We start from the raw sequence: 23,948 nt of genomic DNA, 5'->3' as shown, positions 1-23,948 counted from the left end.
GTGAAGGAGGATATAAGAATGGAAAAATCAAACAAAATTGATATTAAGAAACTTCTGTTGGATAACGGAATCATTGTTCTTCTTGCAATTCTTGTAATTTATGTAAGTATTACCGTACCTACATTCAGAAGCTTTAGAAATATTATGAACCTGGCAATTAACTCTGCTCCCCGTGTTATCATCGCACTTGGTGTCAGCGGATGTCTGATCACAAAGGGTACTGACCTTTCCGCAGGACGTATGGTTGGTCTTAGCGCCTGCCTTTGCGGTATCATGCTGCAGAAACCGGATGCACCCGGTAAAATCTGGCCGAACTTCCCGCAGTTAAACGTGTGGCTGGTTCTTCTGATCGTTATGGCAATTTGTGCGGTTCTCGGTCTGATCAATGGTATTGTAATTTCTTACCTGAATGTACCGGCATTTATCGGTACTCTGGGTATGCAGCTTATTGTTTACGGTCTTGCGCTGGTTATTACCAATGCAGTGCCGATTGGCGGTTTCCGTCAGGATTTCATTAATGCAACACAGGGTAAGATTGGTGGAATTTCCTATCAGTTTATTTATCTGATCATTGCAGCAGCAGCTTTCTGGTTTGTATATAATTACACACGTCACGGAAAATATATGTATGCAATCGGTGGAAACGAAGTTGCAGCAGAGGTTTCCGGTGTTAATGTTAAGAAAACAAAAATTATTATTTATATCACAGCAGCCTGCATGTATGCAATCGGCGGTTTCCTGGTAGTAGGTAAATCCGGCGGCGGCGGTGTAAACATGGGTCAGGGCTGGGAGCTTGAAGCAATCGCAGCTTGTACCATCGGTGGTGTATCTGTAAACGGTGGTATCGGTAAGGTTTCCGGTGTTATCATCGGTGTTGCCGTATTCGAGCTTCTGAAATCCGCACTGCAGTTCCTGGGAGTTAACACAAACTATCAGTTTATTGCACAGGGTGTCGTTATCGTAGTTGCTATCGCACTTGATATTCGTAAATACATTGCTAAGAAATAAAACCCTAAGGGGGACAAGCTCAGAGTTGCGAAGCCCGCATGTCCCCCTCAGACTCCCCCCTTGTGGGCCCGCTTTTTGCGGACGGGAGGGAGTGATGGTGGAAAAAGGAGCAGCCTGGAATGAGGGGCTGCTTCTTTTTGGGTAGAAGGGAATATTATTCGTCATCGGGTATGGATGAAAGATATATGTTTGTGATATACTCGGAGTGAAGGAACGGCAACAATTATGGAAAGGGTCTGAATATGGAATTATACAATATACTTTTGGTGGATGATGAAGCGGACGTGCTTCAGGCGATGAAGAAAAAGATTGACTGGGAAGCTATGGGGTTTTGTCTGGCGGGGACTGCGGAGAATGGGCAGGAGGCGCTGGAAATGGCGGAACAGCTTCATATAGATGTAGTTATGACAGATATCAAGATGCCGTATATGGACGGTCTGACCCTTTGCAAAAAGTTAAAGGAAAACTACCGGAATATGAAGGTGGTCATCTACTCAGGCTTTGATGATTTTGAGTTTGCCAGGGAAGCAGTGCATCTGGAGGCGGAGGAGTATCTTTTGAAGCCTATCAGCTCCAAGGATATGGAAAAGGTACTCACTAAGATCAGAAAAAAACTGGATGAGGAATTTGATGAACACCGCAATATGAACAAGCTTTACGAATACTATCAAAAGAGCCTTCCTGCTATGCAGGAGCAGCTTTTTATGAGCATTCTGGAGGGAAAAGTGACAGGCGACCGGGCGAAAGCCATGCTGGACACTTATGAGATGAAGCTGGATGCACCCTGTTATGCAGTTGCTGTTCTTTATACAGAGGCAATGAACCGGGATATACAGGAAAAGGCTATCCCGATCCGGGCGGGGCAGCTTCTCACTCTTTCGCTGAAGGATATTGCGCAGGATTACCTGAATGGGCGGATGAAGTTTTACAGCGTGATCTATCTGGAGGAAGTGATCATTCTTTTCATGCTGGATAAAAAAGAAGACATGGATACCGTTCTCTATCATCTGGACCAGGTCTGTAAAATGGGAAGCCGCGTGCTGAAAGCATCGGTGACAGCGGCAGTGGGACAGCCCTGTGATTCCCTGGATTCCCTCACCACCTCCTATCAGGAGGCTGGAAATGCTATGGAATACCGCACTATTATGGGAATGAACCAGGTGCTTTATATCCGTGACATTGAGCCAAGTCCCAAGGATTCCGTGTCCTTTATGGAATATGATTTCCAGAATCTGGTAAGAGCAGTTAAGCTTGGAGACAGGGATGAGACGGATGCTGCTATAAAACAGTTCATCGAAAATATCAAGGGCTTTTCTCTCACACCTAACCAGTACCAGCTTATCTGTATGGAGCTGTCTACAGAGCTGATGAAGATCGGGCGTTCCTATAAGCTGCGCACAAAGCAGATTTTTGGTGAGGGAAACCACATTCCCTGGCAGGAAATTTACAAGCACCTTTCCGTGGACGAGCTGGAAAGCTGGCTTCAGGAAATCTGTACAAACCTCCGGCATACGCTTCGCCATGAGCGTACGGACTCCACGCTGAAGCTTACGGAACAGGCGAAGGCATACATTGAGGAGCACTATAAGGAAAACGATCTGTCTGCTGAGACTCTGTGCCGTTATCTGAATGTAAGCGCCGCGTATTTTTCTACGATCTTTAAAAAAGAGGTCGGCTTAAGCTTTGTTGCTTATCTCACCAAAATACGCCTGGAACACGCTGTGGAGCTTTTGCGCACTACAGAGGACAAAACCTACGTCATTGCCAATGAGGTGGGCTACACGGAGCCGAATTATTTCAGCTACGTATTCAAGAAGCAGTATGGAATATCCCCGTCCAAGTACAGGGCAAACCTTCTGGCGCAGGACAAGGGAAAAGAGAATCAGGAAAACGGGTAAAATATATGAAGCCTGTACGAAAAGCATGGCGCAGCATTGTTTCCGCCATAAACAACAGAGGAATGCAGTTTCTGATATCCATTTCCTTCACCCTGGTAGCTTTAGTGGGAATGGGTTTTATCGGCGTGTTCCTTTATCAGAGCTATGGAAGAGCATCAGAGGACATTGTGATCAATGATACCCAGCAGCTTTTGAACCAGGTGGAGATGAACCTGAATACTTATCTGAGAAATATGATGCGTATTTCCGATGCGCTGTATTACAATGTGATCAAAAATATCGATCTGGATGAGGATGATATGAGCCAGGAGCTGAACCTTCTTTACGAGGTGAATAAGGACAACCTGGTGAGCCTTGCCTGCTTCAGCGAGGATGGAGAGCTGATCGGTTCCGCGCCTGTGGGAATGATGAAAAAGAATACGGACATTACTGCCCAGAACTGGTTTACAAGTGCGGCAGATAAGATGGAGAACCTGCATTTTTCCGAGCTTCATGTTCAGAATATTTTTGAAAACAGCAGCAATCGTTATTATTGGGTGATCTCACTGAGCCGGGGTGTAGAGCTGACCAGCAGCGGAAAAATGTCCGGCGGAATTATGCTGGTAGATATGGATTTCAGCGGTATCCGGCAGCTTTTTACCAAGGTAAATAACCTGGATCTGGGATATGTGTATCTGATAAACAGCGATGGGAAAATCATTTATCATCCGAAACAGAACCTGATCTTTTCCAATATGATACAGGAAAATAATGAAATAGCTGCCACTTACGGGGATGGTCTTCACAAAGAAGTGTTTCAGGGTGAGGGCCGTATGGTCACGGTGAAAACCGTGGGTTATACGGGCTGGAAAATTGTCAGCGTAACTCCAAGAGAAAGCTTTTATAAAAATTTCGGGCGGACCAGAGTGATGGCAGTGATGATCATTATCCTCTCGATTCTGGTTATGGTCTTTGCAAACCAGTTTGTGGCGGTGCGCGTGGTCCAGCCGCTGAAAAATCTGGAAGATTCCCTGAAAGGGATCGGTGTGGATCAGGAGTATATGAGCGTGGGGCAGGAGCCGCAGATTTATATCGGAGGTTCGCCGGAGATCCAGCATTTGGGAGAAACGATCCGTTCAATGGTGGAACAGCTCCGTAAGCTGACAGACGATATTGTTCGGGAACAGGAGGAAAAGAGAAAGAGTGAGCTGGATGCCTTACAGTCCCAGATCAATCCGCACTTTCTCTATAATACGCTGGATTCTATCATGTGGATGGTGGAATCGGAGCAGTACGAGGATGCTATCTCCATGGTCCAGGCTCTTGGGCGGCTTTTCCGTATCAGTCTTTCCAAGGGAAAAAACATTATAACAGTGGGAGACGAGCTTCAGCACGCCAGAAGTTATCTGGATATCCAGAAATATCGTTATAAAAATAAATTTACATCCTATTTCGAAGTGGAAGAAGGAATAGAAAAATACAAGACGATCAAGCTGATCATCCAGCCCCTTATTGAAAATGCCATCTATTACGGCATGGAATATATGGATGGAGATGGCGAGATCTACATCCGCGCATACACAAAGGGAGAAGATCTTTTTGTGGAGGTGGAGGATAACGGCCCTGGCATGCCCAGTGAGCAGGTAGAACACCTTTTGACCGATGGAACCAGAAGCCGTAGCAAAGGCTCAGGCATAGGAATCAAAAATGTTCATCAGCGAATCCAGCTTTATTTTGGCAGGGAATACGGTTTGAAGATTGTCAGTGAACCGGATGAGGGAACAATGGTGCAGATTCATTTGCCAAAGACAGAAGAAGTTGCTGCGGAAAATAAGGAGGGTGTATAATGCCGAAGAAAAAGGGATGGATTATATGGCTTATTATCTTTCTAGCGGTGATTGTCCTGGCGGTAGCCTATTATTATGGCGCGGTGCGGGAGGAATCAGACAGGGAACCTGCATCCTATTCTGTGATCCTGTACCAGAATATGGATAATGAATGGGCTACCCTTTTAGAGGGAGTCGGGCAGGCAGAAGAGGATTATAAGGTAAATGTGAATTACATCACCATGGGGGCTGGCGCCACACCTGAGGAACAGATGGAAATTCTGAAGAGAGAAGCTGATAATGGTGTGGATGGAATTATCCTGGCAGCAACGGACAGTGAAAAGACAGGTGAACTGCTGGAAGAACTGAATCCGCAGGTTCCTGTTATCACTGTGGAAACAGGGGTGGAGTCATCCGGAGAAAGCTATGCCAGGATCGCGGCAAATGATTATGAGATGGGGTATGCTCTGGGTGAGATCATTCTGGGTGATATTGCGGAGGATGATGGTCCGCGGGCTGTAACTGTGATAAGGGAATATATGGAGCGGGATAGTGTAAGACTGCGTTTTCAGGGGCTTATGGACGCGCTGGAGGATTGTGAAGAGGAGATAAAGGTGGATTTCATTTCCAGATCGGAAGGCGATTTTAATTTAAGCCTTCTCATCGGCGCATCCTTCCATTTCAGCAGTCCGTATATAGCGGCTTTGGATAAATTCTGCACGGAATCGGCTGCCGCTGCTTGGGAAAGCAAGAAGGCTGATTTTGAGTCAAACGGATATTCTGCCAAGATCTACGGGATCGGCAATACGGCACAGACAGTAAATGACCTGGATAATGAAAGGATTCGGGCTCTTGTCTTTCAGAATGAGTTTAACATGGGGTACGAGGGGATCCGGGCATTGGCGGAGAAGGAAAAAAAAGGGTATTTTCCTGACGAGTTTGACATCCGGTATAAGATCGTGACGCGGGATACCTTATATGAGCCGGAAAATGAACGTTTGCTGTTCCCAAACGTTTAAAGCGGAGGATTTGTGATGAAAAAGATAAAAAAGAAGATCTGCAGTGCTGCTGCGCTGACATTGGGAGCGGCTTTGCTGCTGGCAGGCTGCGGGTCTGAGGACGGGGGACAAAAGGAAATCAAAAAACTGAAAATCGGAATCAGTGTTTATGATCAGTATGATACCTTTGTGTCCGAGATCGTGTCCTATCTGCAGGCATATGCAAAGGAAAAAGAAAAGGACTGGGGGATCTCTATTACATTGGATGTGGAAAATGCCAATGGAAGCCAGATGATCCAGAATGATCAGATGGATGGTTTTATCCGGGATGATATGGATATTGCATGTATTAATCTGGTGGACAGGACGGATGCGTCCACTATTGTAGAGAAAGCACAGGCAAGCAATGTTCCGGTGATCTTCTTTAACCGGGAACTGGTGGAGGAAGATCTGGAGCGATGGGATCAGTTGTATTATGTAGGTGCAGATGCCTTTGAGTCGGGAAAGATGCAGGGAGAGATCCTTGTGGAAGAGTGCAAGAAGAATTTTTCCAAAATAGATAAAAACGGCGATGGCATTTTACAGTATGTTATGTTGGAAGGCGAAGCAGGCCACAATGATTCTATGGTGCGAAGTATGTCGGTTATCAGTGAGATTACGGACAGAGGTTATCTGGTGGAGAAGCTTTCGGATGAGATCGCCAACTGGAATCGGGATCAGGCTGCAAATAAAATGAAGCAGTTTATGGAAAAGTTTGACGATGAGATTGAAGTGGTGCTGGCGAATAATGACGATATGGCGCTGGGAGCCATTGACGCTCTGACGGCGGCGGGACTGTCCACTAAGGATGAGAATTGGCCCGTGGTTCTGGGAATCGACGGAACAACAGTCGGCCTGGAAGCGGTGGAGGACGGGAAAATGCTTGGCACAGTTCTGAACGATGCCAAAGGCCAGGCGCGCGGAATGCTGGAGCTGGCATATTCCATTGTTTCCGAAAACAGCCTGCCGGAGGAGTTTGAGCTGCTGGACGGAAAGTATATCCGTATGCCCTACCAGATCGTCACGGTGGACAATCTGGGGGAGATTCAGATGAAACTTATGAAGTAGAAGAGTGCGGTGGATTTTTTCCATCGCATTCTTCTGCTTTCACAGAGTTTACACAAACAGCAGATCATGATTGACAGTCATATAAAACAGTTCCCTGCATTTGCTCATATCCTTGCTCTGGGCCAGGGCCCACATCATTTTGGTGACAGACGCTTCCAGAGTCATATCGTAAGATTCCAGAACAGGAAAACGCTCTTTGATCACTTTTCCGACCTGGTACACATCCATGTCGCTGCCCTCGTGAGTGACCTGGGTCGCCATGCACACCGGCTTTCCGGCGGAGACCCAGTGGTCCAGGGCTTCCAGAAAGCGGTCGTTTCCATAGCTTGGCAATCCGCCTACGCCGAAGGATTCTATAATCAGACCATCGTAGGAGGCAAACAGCGCATCCAGTACCTTGCCGTCAATGCCGGGAATCAGCTTCAGCAGAAAGATCCGCTCATTCATTTCATGATAAAATTTCAACGGCTTTGTGGAATGATCCTTGTCGTCAATATAGAAGATGATCCTATCATCGTGAATAGAAGCAATATCGGGATAATTAATGCTGGAAAAGGCATTGTAGCTTTTGGAAAATTCTTTTTTTGCCCTGGTTCCTGCAATGACCTTCCCACCGAACACGATGGACACGCCGTGTGCCCTGTCGTGGGAGGCGAAACGGAGACTGTCCAGCAGATTGGAACGTGCATCCGTGATCGCCAGATCAATAGGCTTCTGTGCTCCGGTGATCACAATAGGGCGCCGGTTATTCTGGATCAGGTAGGAAAGGGCGGCGGCAGTATATGCCATGGTGTCCGTACCATGGCATATAACAAACCCATCATAAAATTCATATTTTTTCTCAATAAGCCTGGCAAGCTGCAGCCAGTGGGGCGCACAGATGTTGGTGCTGTCCAGGGAGAAGGGCTGTACCGTGTCGATGGTGCAGAACTCCGCTGCCGCCGGAATGTATTCCAAAAGTTCATCCGCCGAGATCTGAGGAGAAAGCCCTTCCTGTGTGTATTTTGAGGCAATGGTGCCTCCTGTGGCGATTAATAGTATTTTTTTCATGTCAGTTTAATTTAGAGTATCCATAGCTGCTAACAATAGCATCAATCTTCTGGCGGTTTTTGCAAAGAGGGCATTCCTGGCTGCTGTAGGTGCCGTAGTTGGGGATGTCCTTTTGATGGAAAATAGCGTGGACAGGCATATCGGCGATTTTGTTGATGGCGCTGAAAATGGCTGCGATGCCGCGGATTTTTCCGCCGTAATACAGGATGCTGTCAATGGCGCGGTTCAGGGTACCGCCTGTGGTGACAGAACCATTGAGGATCAGGATGTTTTTGCCGCGGAGCATCATCTGTACATTGTCGCGGAAGATCATTTGTCCCACACTGTTGTATTCCGGGGAGGTAATGTAAATCGTCTGATGGGCATTCATGGAGAGAACGCCTACTTTAGTCAGCTCTTCTGCAAGATACGCGCCGATGATCTCCAATCCGTCCATGCAGACGATCGTATCAATGGGGATTGAGGTCTCGTAGTTCGCGGAAAGCGCCCTGGCAATATGCTGGGCTTCGGAGCAGCGGGATTTCATAGTGGTCATATCCAGATAGTGCGTGATGTGGGACTGAGGCGTTGCGAAATGCCCCGGATAAATTTTCAACTGGATCCGTTCATCATTGCGGGCGTAGATCTTAAACATTTTTGTTTCCATAAGACAACCTCCTTTTTCGAAAGAAATAAGGCAGACTCCACCTGGGCGTTTGGATGCTGCTACCAGGAAGTCTGCCTACTTGATACAATAAGTATACCATCCAGGGAGGGGATTTGGAAACAGAAATATAACTTTTTTTGGAAAAAATCAACCGGGGCTGTCATTTTCTCAAAGAAGATGTTATACTGAGAAAGCGCAAAAAGACGGAGGTGAGAACCATGACGCTGACACAGCTTCGATATGTCATAACGGTTGCCAATTCCAGCTCTATGAATGAGGCAGCCAGAACTCTGTTTATTTCACAGCCAAGCCTTTCCACTGCAGTGAAAGAATTGGAGGAGGAGATTGGCGTGGAGCTTTTCAGGCGGACAAACCGCGGAATCTGCGTAACCCCGGAGGGAGAGGAGTTTCTAGGCTATGCCCGGCAGGTAGTTGAGCAGTATGCCCTGATCGAATCCAAATATGTGTCGAAAGAGCAGACTAAAAAGAAATTCAGTGTTTCCATGCAGCATTATACCTTTGCTGTCAGCGCCTTTGTCCAGCTTGTAAAGCAGTTCGGTATGGATGAGTATGAGTTTGCTGTCCATGAGACAAGAACCTATGATGTGATCTCGGATGTTAGAAATTTTAAGAGCGAGATCGGGATTCTCTACATCAATGATTTTAACAGGAATGTGCTTACCAAGCTTTTCCATGAATCGGGCCTGGAGTTTCATCCTATCCTGGAGTGCAGCATTTATGTGTATATGTGGAAAGGGCATCCCCTGGCAGACCGGGAAATAGTCACACTGGAGGATCTGCGGGAGTATCCCTGTTTGTCCTTTGAGCAAGGTACATATAATTCCTTTTATTTTGCGGAGGAGGTGTTGAGCACCTACGAATATAAAAGGCTGATAAAAGCAGATGACCGTGCTACTTTGCTGAACCTGATGGTGGGATTGAACGGTTACACCTTGTGTTCCGGCATTATCTGCGAGGAGCTGAATGGCTCGGATTACTGCGCTGTGAAGCTGGATTCGGAAGAGATCATGACAATCGGCTATCTGGCGCGGAAGGGTGTTACCATAAGCCCTTTGGGACAGAAGTATCTGGAGGAAATCTCCAAATACAAGGACCGGGTGCTGCGGTAAAGAATGTCAATGTACGGCGCACAATTGTACACCTGTGTAGTTATAGGATAATCCTATAACAGGTACTAAAATTTAGGAATTAACACTTTTTTTCAAAAGGTGTTATAGTGTGTTTATCGACGATGAATGAAAGAGAAAGGGAACAAAAATAGACATGTCTGCAATCCTGATTGAAAATGTGTGCAAAACCTTCGTCACCAAAGACGGAACGGTGGAAGCACTGAAAAATGTGAATTTGTCCATAGAATCCGGCGATATTTACGGCATCATCGGAATGTCCGGTGCAGGAAAAAGTACCCTGGTACGCTGCATGAACTTCCTGGAAACGCCGTCTGAGGGCCGGGTACTTATAGACGGAAAATCCCTCGGGGATTTTTCCGAAAAGGAACTCCGCAAACAGCGGGAAAGTATTGGTATGATCTTTCAGCATTTTAACCTGCTGATGCAGAAATCAGTTTTGGAAAATGTGTGCTTTCCTTTATATATCCAAGGAAAAAAGAAACCAGAGGCAAGGAAAAGAGCAGCAGAGCTGCTTGAGATCGTAGGTCTGAGCGATAAGGCGAAGGCTTATCCGGCACAGCTTTCCGGCGGTCAGAAGCAGAGAGTGGCGATTGCCAGAGCACTTGCATCCGACCCGAAGATCCTTCTCTGCGATGAGGCCACAAGCGCCCTTGACCCGCAGACTACCTCTTCCATCCTGGAGCTGCTGAAGGAAATCAATACAAAATTCAATATTACCATTGTTATCATCACCCACCAGATGTCGGTAGTGAGGGAAATCTGTACCCACGTAGCCATTATGAAAGAGGGAGAGGTAAAGGAAAAGGGCCTTGTGTCCGAAATCTTTGAGAACCCTAAATCCCAGGTGGCAAAGGAGCTGATTCTGAAGGACACAGGCTCCGATGTGGAAAGCAGTCCGAAGGCTGTCCAGCCGGAGATTCAGAGCGGCGAGAAAATCAGGATCGTATTTTCCGCAAACTCTGCTTTTGAGCCAGTCATAGCCAATCTGGTACTGACCTTCCATGAACCGGTCAACATCCTGAAGGCCGACACGAAGAATGTAGGCGGCGTTGCCAAAGGAGAGATGATTCTCCAGTTTATGAGCGGAAGCACGAACGCGGAAGCCATGAAAGCTTATCTGGTTGAGCACGGACTTGCAGTAGGGGAGGTTGACTGATATGTGGAGTAAAGAAGTTATTGATATGATCATTACCGGTGTGTGGGAAACGGTTTATATGACTCTGGTATCTACCCTGGTAGGCTATATTTTTGGACTTCCCCTGGGAATCCTTTTAAATGTATCTGACAAAGAGGGACTGAAGCCGAATGCACCGCTATATAAGGTTATGGATGTAATCGCAAACATTTTCCGAAGCATTCCGTTCCTGATCCTGCTGATCCTTTTGATTCCATTTACGCGGTTCCTGGTAGGAAAAAGCTACGGAACGACCGCTACCATTGTACCTCTGACCATTGCGGCAATCCCGTTTATCGGCAGAATGGTAGAATCCTCTCTGAACGAGGTGGATGCAGGTGTCATTGAGGCAGCCCGTTCCATGGGAGCAAGCAATCTGCGGGTCGTGATCAAGGTTATGCTGGTAGAGGCAAGAACATCCCTGATTTCCGGAGCGACTATCGCTACAGGAACGATCCTGGGATATTCTGCAATGGCGGGAGCTGTAGGCGGCGGCGGACTTGGCGCTATCGCCATCCGCTATGGTTATAACAGATGGCAGTTCGACATTATGACTGTGACAGTTATTCTGTTGGTCCTGCTGGTTCAGATTTTCCAGTCCGTGGGAATGCTCATTGCCAACAGGCTGGATAAGAGAAAGGTCTGAATAAAACAAAGTGAATAAGCAGACGAAAGCCTGCTGAGTGACTTAAGGAATATCCGAAAGTCCAATAAATTATAAAAAGAAAATGGAGGAAAGAAATTATGAAAAAATTAGTGGCAGCAGCTCTTACAGGCGCATTAGTACTGGGAACCATCGGTACAGCAACCGTATTTGCAGAGGATGACAAGACAATTACCGTAGCAGCATCCGCTACACCTCATGCAGAGATCCTGGAGCAGGCAAAACCAATCCTGGAGGAGCAGGGTTACGAGCTGGAAATTACGGTATTTGATGATTATGTACAGCCAAATGAAGTAGTAGAGAGCGGCGATTTCGATGCAAACTACTTCCAGCACATTCCATATCTGAACAGCTTTAATGAGGAAAAAGGAACCCACCTTGTAAACGCTGGCGGCATCCATTATGAGCCGTTCGGAATCTATCCGGGAACAAAAACAAGCCTGGATGACATCGAAGATGGGGACAATATTGCAGTTCCTAACGATACCACAAATGAGGCAAGAGCTTTACTGCTTCTTCAGGACAACGGCATCATCACTCTGAAGGACGGTGTTGGTCTGGAAGCAACTGTAAATGACATTGCTGAGAATCCTTACAATGTAGAAATCGTTGAGCTGGAAGCTGCACAGGTTGCACGTGTTGCAGAAGAAACCGCATACGTAGTTCTTAACGGAAATTACGCTTTGCAGGCAGGCTTCTCAGTAGCAAAAGATGCACTGGCATATGAGAAATCTGACTCCGAAGCTGCAAAGACTTACGTAAACGTAATCGCAGTAAAAGAAGGCAACGAGAACAACGAGAAGATCCAGGCACTTGTTGACGTATTAAAATCTGATGATATCAAGAACTACATCAACGAGACTTATGACGGAGCCGTAATCCCATTTGATGAGGCTGACGAAGAAGCAGCAGCTGACGAGGCAGCCGAGGAGACAGAGGCTGACGCTGAAGCAGAAGAAGCAGAGTAATCTGCAGGAAAGAGAATATCGCAGAAACAGTCCAGGGGACGCTTTTTCGGAAGTGCCCCCTGTTTTTGGGCAAGACCATCAGCAGCAGAGTGTAAAAGACCTGCTGCTTTTTCTTTGGAACTATGCGCAAAATGCACAATAAAATAAAAGAAAGGTAAAAAAATCATAAAAATAACGCCGATAATTGGAAATACAAATCAAGGTGATTTATGTATAATGTATAAAAAGTGAGAGAGAAAAAAGGAGGAGCTATGGAAAAGAAATTACTGGATATGCGGAATATTAGTAAAACCTTTGGAAAAGTGCAGGCTTTAAAAGGTGTTTCCCTGGACCTCTATGCAGGCGAGGTGCTGGCTCTGATGGGAGAAAACGGAGCAGGTAAATCTACTCTGATGAATATTTTGAGCGGCTCCCTGCAGCCAACTGCCGGAGAAATCTATCTGAAAGGCGAAAAGGTTACGGTTTCCGATCCCATTACGGCAAAAAAGCTTGGAATTGCCAAAATACATCAGGAGTTACAGGTGGTGCCGGAATTAAGCGTAGCGGAGAACATTTTCCTGGGAAGATGGAAAACAAGCGGCCCTGCAGTTGATTTCAAGACCATGAAGACAGAGGCGCAGAAATACCTGGACATGCTGGAGGTAAAGGTTGACCCTGCTAAAAAATTAAAAGACCTGCGTATCGGGGAACAGCAGCTTGTCGAGATTGCCAAGGCAATTTCACTGAATTCCGAGATCATTGTCATGGATGAGCCCACATCCGCTATCAGTGAAAAAGAAGCGGAAAAGCTCTTTGTGATTATCCGGCGTTTAAGAAGCGAAGGCAAAGGAATTATCTACATCACCCACCGAATGGAAGAGGTATTTAAAATTGCAGACAGGCTGACCGTTATGCGTGACGGTCAATACATAGGAACCGTGAATGCGGCGGAAACCAGCAAAGACGAGATCATCAAAATGATGGTTGGCCGTGATATGAGTGAACAGTACCCAAAAGATCCTACGGAGAAAGGGGAGGTTATGCTTGAGGTGAAAAACCTCACCTACACCCCGCCCACAGGAAGCTTCCGCAGGTCCCTGAAAAATATTTCCCTGAAGGTACGCAGAGGCGAGGTACTGGGAATTGCAGGTCTGGCAGGTGCGGGACGTTCAGAATTCTTTGAATGTCTGGCAGGAGTCCATCACGGAGAGACAACAGGAGAGATCATTGTGGACGGCAAAAACGTTCAGATCAAATCCCCGGCAGATGCCATTGCCGCCGGAATCTCCTTTGCAACAGAGGATAGAAAAGGAACCGGTCTGGTGCTCCAGAGATCCATTGGAGAAAACATGTCCCTTCCATTGCTGAAAAAATTCAGCCCCGCATTCTTTATGAAGAATGGAGAGGAAAAGGATATCTGGCAGAAGCAGATGGATGCCCTGAGAGTAAAAGCGCCCAGCTTCAAAACACTGGCAAGCTCTCTTTCAGGAGGAAACCAGCAGAAGGTGGTTCTTGCAAAATGGCTGATGACAGAGCCGAAAATCCTGCTTCTTGACGAGCCTACCCGAGGAATCGATGTAGGCGCAAAGGCAGAAATTTACCAGCTTATTAATAATCTAGCAAAACAGGGAATGGCGATCATCGTGGTATCTTCCGAATTGCCTGAGGTAATCGGTATCTCCGACAGAATTGTGACCTTCTGCGAAGGAGAACTGACAGGTGAATTCAAACAGGAAGAGGCAACCCAGGAAGTGCTGCTCCAGAGTGCGACGAAATAAGGGAGGTAGAGAGATGCAGAATAAAGAAAAAATGAAAGTAATGCTGAAGCAGATGCAGAGTGTTATCGCACTGATCATCATATTCGTGGTAGCATCTATCATCTGCGTAAAGGATGGAAAAAACACATTCTTAGATGTCCGTAACCTGATGAACGTACTGAGAGCTGTGTCTGAAAACGGTATTATTGCAATCGGTATGACGCTGATATTGATCCTTGGTGACATTGACCTTTCTGTAGGTTCCGTAGTGGGATTGATCTCCACAGGCTGTGCTTACCTGATGGTAAAAAGCGGGCTGGGATTTGTTCCCGCAGTGCTGGTAAGCCTTTTGATCGGCGGATTGTTCGGTCTGTTCAACGGACTTTGCGTCACCAAGCTGAAGCTGCAGGCATTCATCGTAACCCTGGCATCCATGAATATTGCCAGAGGTCTTGCAAGGTTTTGGGCAAACGGTATCGGAATCCCGCTGGCATACGGTGAAGGTGAGGGAATGGCACCTCCGGCATTTGAAGTCCTTCAGATGCGAATCGGCGGATTGGTTCCTGTTCCGGCAATTATCTTTATTGTATTGCTGATCATATTCCAGCTTATTCTGAGCAAAACAAGATTCGGACGTCAGATCTACGCCATCGGCGGTAACCGGCAGGCTGCATATCTGGCGGGCATTAAGGTAGACAGGATTAAAACCTACGCATTCATGCTTTGTGCAATGCTTTCTTCTGTAGCAGCTATGATTCACGCTGCACAGATCAGCCAGGGCGGCCCAAACGAAGGCCAGGGCTATGAGCTGAACGCGGTTGCTGCCTGTGCCATCGGCGGAACAAGTCTTGCAGGCGGAAAGGGAACGATCATAGGTACCCTGATCGGTGCATTGATCCTGGGTATGCTGGATAACGTACTTGGCCTGAAGGGTGTAAACTCTAACCTTCAGTTGATGGTAAAAGGTTTCCTGATCATTATTGCTGTATTTATGCAGGCGGACAAAGTAAAAGACTGATACAGGTTTGGTTTTTTAATATCAGGGGATGCGCACTGCGCGCAAGAACGCACACTTTTGTGAATTAAATTCCGCCCGACCACCGGCAGGGCGAAGCGGAAGAAAAAATAAATTAAAAGAGGTCTGCCGGAGAAAGAAGGTCTATATGAAAAAGAGAGCCATCAGTATCGTGTTGACAACAGCTATCGTTGCATCCAGTTTAGCAGTAGGTGCAGCAAGTGTCCATGCGGAAGAGAAGAAGGACAAATATGTAATTGGTATGTCACAGTGTAATCTTGGTGAGCCATGGCGTGTTGCTATGAACGACCAGATTGCAATGGCAGCAGAGAAATATCCGGAATTCGAGGTTATCTTTGCAGACGCTGCACAGGACAACTCCAAGCAGATCGCGGATATCGAGAATTTTGTACAGATGGGTGTTGATCTGATCATTACTTCTCCTAACGAGGCTACTCCTTTGACAAACGCAGTCAGCGCAGCTTATGATGCAGGAATTCCTGTAATCCTTCTTGACAGAAAGATTGACGGAGACAAATACACACAGTTCATCGGTGCTGACAATGTTGACATGGGACGCATCGCAGGCGAATATGTAGCAGATACACTCCTTCCGGACGGCGGCAAGGTTTGTGAAATCAAAGGTCTTGAGGGAACCTCCGGCGGTATTGACAGAGATAACGGATTCCGTGAAGGCATCACCAAAAACGAGAATGTTGAGATCGTAGCTGTAAACAATGCTGACTGGCTTCGTGAGAAAGCAATCACAGTTGCAGAAGAAATGCTTCAGACAAACGATGAGATCGATCTGTTCCTGGCATTAAATGACCCGATGGCAGAAGGCGCTTATATCGCAGCTAAGAATGCAGGCAGAGAAGGCGACATCCTCTTCGTAGGATTTGACGGACTTCCTACTCCTGACGGCGGTATCCGCAGCGTTATGGACGGCAGACTGAGCATGACCCAGGTTTATCCGACCGGCGGCGCAGAGGCTATCGAGAGCGCATACCAGCTCCTGGTTGAAGGCAAAGAGCTTGACAAGACTCTGACCCTTACCTCCGAGATCGTTACACCTGACAACGCAGAAGAGCTGCTCGCAAAATACGGCGGTTCCGCAGACGAGGCTGCAGAAGAATAAAGAATAACCGAGCCGTAGGGCGAAAGGATAAAAATAGGAAAAGGGCTGCTGCGGCAGCTCTTTTCTTTTGGGGAAAAATACGGTATACTTTTGGGTAAATATAAGGAGTGCGGAGGAGTAGGATGCTGAGAAAATGGAAGCAATATTTAGACCCGGACAGCATGATGTTTCGTATGGTGGCGCTGAACTGCGGCATCCTGGTTCTCGTGACCGTAGTGCTCACTGCAGTGGGAAATGCCATCTATCAGGACTCTATCGAAGAGCACTCCTTTGCAAACACTATGGAGATCCAGAACCAGGTATTAAAATCCCTTGACCTTGTTTTTCAATCCCTGTCAGACAACATGGAAATCCTGGGACGGGAACCGGACGTACAGAGCTACCTGGAGGTGGATGACGAAAAAGAGCAGGCACTGCGCGTTGACTTTGAAAGCCGTGTGAGACGGCTGCTTCTCAGATATTCAGAAAATTATGAGGACTACCTGAGCATCGTAATTGCCAGCGAAAAGGGTCAGTACCTCTCCAATGACTCCTTCCGGATCAAAAAGCTGCCTTTAAGCCGCGAGGACTGGTACCAGAAAGCCGTGGCAGCGGACGGCAATCTGGTGATCAACAGCACAAGCTTTGGGAGAAATCTAAGAAGCTGGAAAAACTACAGTACGGATAGCTACATCAGCGCAGCTAAGATGGTGCGCAGCTCTATCACAAACGAGCCTGCAGGCGTCATCCTGGTGGACCTGGACATCCGCAGCATCCAAAATCTGGTAGAGGATATCACCATGGGTCAGACCGGTTTCGGATACATCCAGGACAGCCAGGGAAAGGTCATCTATACCCCTAAAAATGAGATCGTGTACAGAATGAATCCTGAATGGTTCCAGGGTGAAGAAAGCGGACAGGTGCGCTGTAAGATCAAGGGGAAGCAGTACAATGTCATTTACAGCCATTCCTCCTACACGAATCTCACGGCTGTGGGAGTTTTTGACTGGGGAAAAACCATCCAGGGCGTTGCTCATGTGCGGAAGGCGTCCATTTTGGTGGCGGTTGCCATTGCCATTTTTGCGGCAATATGCACCATTTCCTTTGCCGCATCCATCACCAAGCCCATTTCCAGGCTTTCAAAGCTGATGAAACGGGCAAAGACCGGAGATTTTACCGTCCATTTTGACAATCCCTACAAAGGAGAAATCCATCAGCTTGGAGATGCCTTCAATGCCCTGGTGGATAACATAAACGGCCTGTTAAAGCTAGTGTATGAGGAGCAGAAAAAGAAAAGGGAGGCCGAGCTGAAAATCCTTCACGAGCAGATCAAGCCCCATTTCCTGTATAATACCCTGGATACGATCCAGTGGATGGCAAAGAGCTATCATGCGCAGGATATTGTGGATATCGTCCTGGCATTGTCAAACTTTTTCAGGATCAGTCTCAGCCAGGGAAAGGAATACATTACTCTGGAACAGGAATCCGCCATGGTAAAAAGCTATCTGGACATCCAGAAATTCCGTTATGAGGAGCTTTTTGAATACGAAACAGAATTTGATCCGGAGATCATGAAGTGTAAGGTATTAAAGCTTTCCCTGCAGCCTTTGGTTGAGAACGCCCTTTACCACGGCATAAAGGAGTCGGATCTGGAAAAAGGAACCATCTGGATCAAGGGATACGCCGAGGGAGATACCATCGTACTTCGGGTGGAGGACAACGGGGCGGGTATGAGTCCGGAATGGTGTGAAAAGCTGAACGTCTGGTTGAAGGAAAAAGAGAGGGCAGAAGGCACGGAGGCATTTGGAAGCCTGAACGTAAATGACAGAATCAAAATCGCATACGGTGAGGAATACGGACTGCATTACGAGCTGCGTCCCGGCGGCGGAGTAATTGCGGAAATGCGTATAAAACGGATGCGTTAGGAGGAGCTATGTGGAAAGTATTGATTGCAGACGATGAGCCGAAAATTCGTCAGGGCTTAAAAAATGCATTGGAAACCTTCGGGCTGCCTATTCAGGTATGCGGCGAAGCCAAAAATGGTGTGGAGGCTTTGAAAAAGGCAGAGGAGACCCGTCCGGATATCCTTCTGGTGGATATTTGCATGCCCAAGCTCAGCGGCATCCAGTTTTTGCAGGAGGTCAAAAAGCTGGAGCTTGACTGCAAAATGATTATCATATCAGGTTTTAATGAGTTTTCCTATGCACAGCAGGCCATTTCTCTGGGCGTGTCCAGCTATCTTTTAAAGCCTATTCCCGAGGAGGAGCTGAAGGCTGAACTGGAAAGCGTGATGAAAGGTCTGGAGAATGAGCGAAAGGACAGGAAATACCACGCTTTGATGAAGCAGCAGATCAATAAAAACAGCCCATATTTAAGGGATACATTTTTTCAGAACTGGCTTGACGGAAAGCTTGATGAGGCGGAACAGAGAGTTCAGAGAGAATTTCTGGATATCAGGCTTTCCGAAGAGGTGACCATGCTTCTTTTGTCTGTGAGAACGGATTTAGAGGGAAGTACTATAGACGGTACACAACAGGAGGAGCTGTATAAGTCTGTGATGGAAAGAAGTGTTCGAGAGGTTGCGGGAGATGACAGATCTTTATATGTGTTCATGGGCCGCAGCCAGGATGTAACCGGAATTCTGGAAGGGTATAGTACAAATACGGATAAACTCCGCCAGGAGCTTTCTCAGGACACAGACCGGATCGCAGAGGGAAAATATTATATCCAGGTAAAAAACTGCAGGCGGGAAGATATCCCGGCTATTTACGAAGAGATGGAGGCAAGTGCACGGAGGATCATGGAATGCCGTCCTATTGTGGCGCAGGCAAGGCAGTACATTTATGCCCATTATGCTGAGCGCGACCTGGATCTGACACAGGTTGCGGCGAATATCGGGTGCAATCCTTCTTACTTAAGCAGAACCATGAAGCAGGAGCTTGGGATTTCCTTTAAGGATTATCTCACAATGCTGAGGATCCGGCAGGCAAAAAATCTTATGAGGGACAGAGGACTTTCCCTGAATCAGATTGCAGAAAAGGTTGGCTACAGCAACCAGCACTATTTTTCAGCAGCGTTTAAAAACTGTCAGGGAGTATCTCCGTCGGAATACAGAAGAAGTGTGGAACGGCCCGTTGGCTGTGAATAGTAACAACTGGATTAAGAGGTTTAAGGCTATGGGGAAAAAAGCAGGGATCGCATGTGCAGCTCTTTGTTTGGCAATGCTGGCAGGCTGCGGGGAAAAGGAAATCATACGCACCGATGGATATGAATATGTGATCGGGGTCAGCCTTACGAACGTGATGGAACCATGGCTGAGCAATCTGGTCCAGGTGATCACGGAAAAAGCGGAGGACGGGCGTGAAGTCAGCCTCATCTTCCGTGATGCTGCCGGAAGCGAGGAAAAGCAGATCAATGATATTGAAGCATTGATGGACTGCGGCATTGACCTTTTGATCGTCAGCCCGGATGCCGGAGATGCCCTGAGCAAAACTATGGAAAAAGTTTTTGAACAGATACCCATTGTAGTGGTAGGCGTGGAGCCGGATACAGATGCCTACACCACGCTGATCCAGGCGGATGACGAGGGCATCGGAAGAATGGCGGGCGAATATATCCTGGAAAATCTGTATGAGCCGGGAAATAACGTGGTGGTAATCGAGGGTGTTTCCGCTTCCCCTATTTCCAGCAAAAGACTGGCTGGCTTTCAGGAAGCCGTATCGGGGAAAATCCCGGAGGAACAGATATACTATTACTATGGCGAATGGCTGCGGGATGTGGCAGAAGTCAGAATGAAGGATTTCCTGGTGGTAAACGACAAGGCAGATATTATTTTTGCCTTCAACGATGAGATGGCATACGGAGCTTATGTGGCCTGCCAGCAGCTCCGCGTCAAGAATTCATCGGTACTGCTGGGCGTGGACGGTTTCGAGGGAGAAAGCGCCGGACTGAACCTGGTGGAAAGAGGAATTCTGGATGCCACCATCCAAAGCCCGGATTTCGGTGCCCTGGCCTATGACACGGCCCTGGATATTTTAAATGGAAAAGAGGTTAAGCGGAATAATACGGTGGTTCCGCGGCTGATTACGGAATAGAGGAGTATGGCATTAAATGAAGCGCTTAAAGAACTGGTTTATGAACTTAAGAATTCAGAAAAAGCTTTTATACTTTGCGCTGGGAATCACCATGGTGGTGCTGCTTGCGGCAGGCATTTCCCTGTACACAGTGGCCTCCCGTATGGTCATGGAGCAGACGGAACAGCAGTTTGAAGGAGTTGTGGATGAGCTGGCTAAAAATCTGGATCATTATTTTGAATTGGTAGAACATTCCTTTAACTATATCGCAAATAACAATATTGTCCAGGAAGAATTGAAATCCGATTCACCTTACCGCTCTGACGGTGAGGAAGGTTACACCTATTATTCTACGACGGGCCAGATCCGGCGGCTGCTTCTGCGGGGCTATACCAGCGTTTATATGAATGATATTCAGCTATATGGGTATAATGGAGCAAACCATCTTCTCTACAATGGACAAAACATGGCAGTAAGCCAGGAGGAGGCAGTGCTCGAAAAAGCCGAGGAGGCGAAAGGCAGTTGCGTGTACTGCAATGTAGCGGAGGAGGAAGGGCTTATCTATGTGGCAAAGCAGATAAAGGATTCCCTTACTATGGAACCTCTGGGGCTTCTCAGGGCATCCATCAAGGTCAGCTATCTGGAAAAATTAACGGAAACCGTGCAGGAATCCTTTAATGCAGAGGTATTTCTGTTGGATGAAAACAATGGAACCGTATTAAAAAGCATGGGATATGATGTGGAAGAACTGACAGATCAGTTTAGCGGTGTGAAAGGCAGCTTTCTGGAAAAAACAGAGAGCCAGACCTATGACTGTGTTTACCGGAAAAGTTCCCGCACTGGCTTTACTCTTGCCGGCATGGCGCCCATGAGTTTTCTGCGGAAGGCGGCAAGAGAACTTCAAAAGACAGCCATACTTCTGGTATTGTTCAGCGTAGTGTTGTGCGCGGTGCTGACTTCCTACCTTGCCAGAGGAATTGCAGGGCCAATCGAACGGACTAGCAGCGCTATGAACCAGTTTGCAGGGGGAGATTTTACGGTACGGCTGCCGGAAGGCAGAACTGACGAGATTGGAAACATGAACTCTGTGTTTAACCGAACCATAGAGGATGTGGAAGCCCTGCTGAAAAAAGTGGTGGAAATGGAAACTGCAAACAAAGACATAGAATTTCAGGCTTTGCAGGCGCAGATCAATCCGCATTTTCTTTACAATGTGCTGGATACCATCAACTGGATGGCGAGGAAAAAGGGCGAAGAAAATATCTGCCATATGGTTACCGCGATCAGTAACCTGATGCGGGGAACCATCAGCAATAAAAAAAGCATGGTAAGTATTCGGGAGGAAATAAAATACGTTCAGGATTATATTTACATTCAGGAAACCAGGTATGGGGATAAATTTACTTCTTATCTGGAAGTAGATGAGGAGCTGGATGACATTTTGATTCCCAAAATGACCATACAGACCCTGGCAGAAAACGCGGTAGTCCACGGCGTGGAAAATGCTACCTGGGACTGTTTTTTGTCAGTGATCGGAGAGCGTGTGGGAGATATGGCTGTCATCAGGGTCAGGGACAACGGAGTGGGAATTCCAGCGGCAAAACTGGAACGCCTTACAAATCCGGAAACGGACTGGGGAGAGCAAAAGCCGGGAGATGGAAAAGCACATACCAGGCTTGGAATATATGCGGTGAGAAAACGGTTGGATTATGTGTATGACGGTACGGCAGAGATGAACATTTTCTCCGAAGAAGGAAAAGGAACAGAAGTAATCTTAAAGATACCGTTAAAAGAGATAAGGAGATTTGTAATTGATGGAACTTCAGGTAATGATATTGGATGACGAGTACATCATTCTGGACGGGCTTTGCTCCTTCCCATGGGAGGAGTTCGGATGTAAAGTGGCAGCAACGGCAAAAAACGGTCTGGAAGGTGTGGAGAAGCTTCCGGATACTCAGGTGGATCTGATCTTAAGCGATGTGAAAATGCCCGGTATGGATGGGCTGGAATTTTCTGCAAAAGCCCGGGAAATGTATCCTGATGTGACTATCATTATCCTGACCGGATATGACAGCTTTGAGTATGCAAAAAAGGCAATCAGCATCGGTGTGGAGGAGTATCTGTTAAAGCCCATTGATTATGATGAGATGAAGAAAACAATCGGCAGGGTGGCAGAGGAGATCAGGGAGAGAAAAAGCAGGCAGCAGCATTTTTATGATCTGCAAAGACACTTTAACAGCTCACTGCCTCAGCTTCGGGCAAGATTTACATCCAATATCCTGCAGGGAAGAATCCAGGGAAAAGAAGAGATGAAGGCCCAGTTAGAGTCCCTGGACCTGTGCATTGAGAAATACATTGTATGCGTAGGGTGGAAGCTGACAGGACAGGGAAGAATCAACGAGGGTGATAAGTGGATAGAGGAATTTGCCTATATTAATATCTTTGAGGAAATCTTTGACAGCTATGGTATCCGTGTTTTGAGTGACTATAATACCGCCACAATGGAGTATAATTTTGTGCTTCTTTTCGGAAAAGAGGAGGAGAAGGACCGCTGCATGGAAATGGCGTTGACGGCATGCGGAAAGATTCAGGAGGAGGTTGTAAAATACTGCAATGTGTATATGAATTTCGGACTCAGCGATGTGGACGAGGACAGCTACCAGGTCAGTACACAGTACCGCAAAGCCCAGAAAGCCTGCCGCCAGTGTGTCTACCTGGGGACAAATATTATTTTGAAATACGATGAACTGCGCATGGACGAGCAGGCAGAATTTGTGATCACAACAGGGGAAAAGAGCCATTTTATGATGACACTTTTTCAGGGCGATTTTGAGCATGTGGAGGAGGAGCTGCGGCAGATGTTTGAAAGTCCTTCCCAGGAGACATCTGACATAAAATTTGCTGCTATGGATCTGTTGATAAGCTGTATGAAATTCCCTTATACCTGTGCAGTGGAGAGCGATATACAGAATAAAAACTGGAATGTTTCCGTGCTTCGGGACGGAATAAAAAGAATTGCGGAGTGCCAGATCACGGAAGAGGTTATAGAGTGCCTGCTTAAGGATTTTGCAACTCTGATCAAGCAGAATACGGAGAGTGCGGATGAGCGTAATCTGAAGCTGGTGCGCAGTATTCAGTCCTATATTGAAAAGAATTATGCCAGCGACCTGTCTATGGATGATCTGACGGATAGGTTTCATGTAAGCCGCACTTATATCAGCCGTCTGCTGAAAAAATATTCGGGCCAAAGCTTTCTGGAATACCTGACAGACGTCCGTTTCCGCCACGTGGAAAAGCTGATCACGGATAATAAATATAAGCAGTATGAGATTGCTGAGATGGTTGGATATAAGGATTTCGGTTACTATATCAAGGTGTTTAAAAAGCGTTACGGAATCACCCCAAACGAATTCCGAAAGCATATATAAGCGATACCCGAAAGCGAGCGCCGTAATGGGAGATTTGTGTACAAAAGGAAAACTGTGCACAAATCTCCCATTTTGACGTTTATTTCCAATTGTTTAAGAAGGGTGCAGAC

The 23,948-nt window shown here is 46.9% G+C and carries 19 protein-coding genes; 17 read left to right on the top strand and 2 right to left on the bottom strand.

The features are described 5' to 3' along the window. Nucleotides 1–18: 18 nt before the first annotated feature. The 5 genes from ACESZH_RS18465 (at nt 19) to ACESZH_RS18445 (ending at nt 6,816) form a co-directional block, all read left to right on the top strand. Nucleotides 19–1,008, top strand: coding sequence for a beta-methylgalactoside transporter (locus ACESZH_RS18465; RefSeq protein WP_373218185.1), 990 nt, complete (start codon nt 19–21; stop codon nt 1,006–1,008). 242 nt (nt 1,009–1,250) lie between these two features. After that, the gene (locus tag ACESZH_RS18460) at nt 1,251–2,906 is read left to right on the top strand and encodes a response regulator (RefSeq protein ID WP_373218187.1); all 1,656 of its coding nucleotides are present in this window, start codon (nt 1,251–1,253) and stop codon (nt 2,904–2,906) included. Between the two features lie 5 nt (nt 2,907–2,911). Beyond that, the gene (locus ACESZH_RS18455) at nt 2,912–4,732 is read left to right on the top strand and encodes a sensor histidine kinase (RefSeq protein ID WP_373218188.1); all 1,821 of its coding nucleotides are present in this window, start codon (nt 2,912–2,914) and stop codon (nt 4,730–4,732) included. Continuing rightward, nucleotides 4,732–5,730: a substrate-binding domain-containing protein gene (locus tag ACESZH_RS18450; protein WP_373218189.1), complete on the top strand. Its 999-nt coding sequence runs from the start codon at nt 4,732–4,734 to the stop codon at nt 5,728–5,730. Before ACESZH_RS18455 ends, ACESZH_RS18450 begins: the two co-directional genes overlap by 1 nt. 15 nt (nt 5,731–5,745) lie before the next feature. Continuing rightward, nucleotides 5,746–6,816 carry a galactose ABC transporter substrate-binding protein gene (locus ACESZH_RS18445; protein ID WP_373218191.1) on the top strand — a complete coding sequence of 357 codons (1,071 nt, stop codon included), beginning with the start codon at nt 5,746–5,748 and terminating at the stop codon, nt 6,814–6,816. Nucleotides 6,817–6,864: 48 nt separating this feature from the next. Here the strand turns inward: ACESZH_RS18445 and ACESZH_RS18440 are convergent, their stop codons facing one another. Then, entirely contained in the window at nt 6,865–7,866 is a 1,002-nt protein-coding gene (locus tag ACESZH_RS18440; protein WP_373218193.1) for an asparaginase, read from the bottom strand. Between the two features lies 1 nt (nt 7,867). Then, nucleotides 7,868–8,512: a phosphoribosyltransferase gene (locus tag ACESZH_RS18435; protein WP_373218195.1), complete on the bottom strand. Its 645-nt coding sequence runs from the start codon at nt 8,510–8,512 to the stop codon at nt 7,868–7,870. A 218-nt stretch (nt 8,513–8,730) separates the two neighbouring features. Here ACESZH_RS18435 and ACESZH_RS18430 point away from each other — a divergent pair, with 218 nt between their 5' ends. The 12 genes from ACESZH_RS18430 to ACESZH_RS18375 all read left to right on the top strand — a co-directional run bounded on the left by ACESZH_RS18430 (nt 8,731) and on the right by ACESZH_RS18375 (nt 23,838). Continuing rightward, a complete protein-coding gene (locus ACESZH_RS18430; RefSeq protein WP_373218198.1) occupies nt 8,731–9,642 on the top strand; it encodes a LysR family transcriptional regulator in 912 nt (303 codons plus the stop codon). A gap of 154 nt (nt 9,643–9,796) precedes the next feature. Beyond that, on the top strand, nt 9,797–10,819 hold the full coding sequence (locus tag ACESZH_RS18425) for a methionine ABC transporter ATP-binding protein (RefSeq protein ID WP_373218200.1): 1,023 nt from the start codon (nt 9,797–9,799) through the stop codon (nt 10,817–10,819). Nucleotide 10,820: 1 nt separating this feature from the next. After that, the gene (locus ACESZH_RS18420; RefSeq protein WP_373218201.1) at nt 10,821–11,483 is read left to right on the top strand and encodes a methionine ABC transporter permease; all 663 of its coding nucleotides are present in this window, start codon (nt 10,821–10,823) and stop codon (nt 11,481–11,483) included. A gap of 98 nt (nt 11,484–11,581) precedes the next feature. Then, the gene (locus ACESZH_RS18415) at nt 11,582–12,469 is read left to right on the top strand and encodes a MetQ/NlpA family ABC transporter substrate-binding protein (protein WP_373218203.1); all 888 of its coding nucleotides are present in this window, start codon (nt 11,582–11,584) and stop codon (nt 12,467–12,469) included. 251 nt (nt 12,470–12,720) lie between these two features. After that, nucleotides 12,721–14,226, top strand: coding sequence for a sugar ABC transporter ATP-binding protein (locus ACESZH_RS18410; RefSeq protein WP_373218204.1), 1,506 nt, complete (start codon nt 12,721–12,723; stop codon nt 14,224–14,226). Nucleotides 14,227–14,239: 13 nt separating this feature from the next. After that, nucleotides 14,240–15,223 carry an ABC transporter permease gene (locus tag ACESZH_RS18405; protein WP_373218206.1) on the top strand — a complete coding sequence of 328 codons (984 nt, stop codon included), beginning with the start codon at nt 14,240–14,242 and terminating at the stop codon, nt 15,221–15,223. 145 nt (nt 15,224–15,368) lie between these two features. Then, nucleotides 15,369–16,358, top strand: coding sequence for a substrate-binding domain-containing protein (locus tag ACESZH_RS18400; protein ID WP_373218208.1), 990 nt, complete (start codon nt 15,369–15,371; stop codon nt 16,356–16,358). Between the two features lie 122 nt (nt 16,359–16,480). Beyond that, nucleotides 16,481–18,262 carry a sensor histidine kinase gene (locus ACESZH_RS18395; RefSeq protein WP_373218210.1) on the top strand — a complete coding sequence of 594 codons (1,782 nt, stop codon included), beginning with the start codon at nt 16,481–16,483 and terminating at the stop codon, nt 18,260–18,262. 8 nt (nt 18,263–18,270) lie between these two features. Then, nucleotides 18,271–19,485 carry a response regulator gene (locus ACESZH_RS18390; RefSeq protein ID WP_373218212.1) on the top strand — a complete coding sequence of 405 codons (1,215 nt, stop codon included), beginning with the start codon at nt 18,271–18,273 and terminating at the stop codon, nt 19,483–19,485. Between the two features lie 28 nt (nt 19,486–19,513). Then, on the top strand, nt 19,514–20,431 hold the full coding sequence (locus tag ACESZH_RS18385) for a substrate-binding domain-containing protein (protein ID WP_373218214.1): 918 nt from the start codon (nt 19,514–19,516) through the stop codon (nt 20,429–20,431). 16 nt (nt 20,432–20,447) lie between these two features. Then, complete coding sequence (locus ACESZH_RS18380) at nt 20,448–22,253, top strand: sensor histidine kinase (RefSeq protein WP_373218216.1); 1,806 nt, start codon at nt 20,448–20,450, stop codon at nt 22,251–22,253. Further along, a complete protein-coding gene (locus ACESZH_RS18375; protein ID WP_373218218.1) occupies nt 22,225–23,838 on the top strand; it encodes a response regulator in 1,614 nt (537 codons plus the stop codon). Before ACESZH_RS18380 ends, ACESZH_RS18375 begins: the two co-directional genes overlap by 29 nt. Nucleotides 23,839–23,948 lie beyond the last annotated feature (110 nt).

It is taken from the genome of Ruminococcus sp. 5_1_39BFAA, assembly GCF_964240875.1.
Classification (GTDB): domain Bacteria; phylum Bacillota; class Clostridia; order Lachnospirales; family Lachnospiraceae; genus Blautia_A.
Note: the sequence above shows the minus strand (reverse complement) of the source record. Positions and strands in the feature narration are given on the sequence as shown.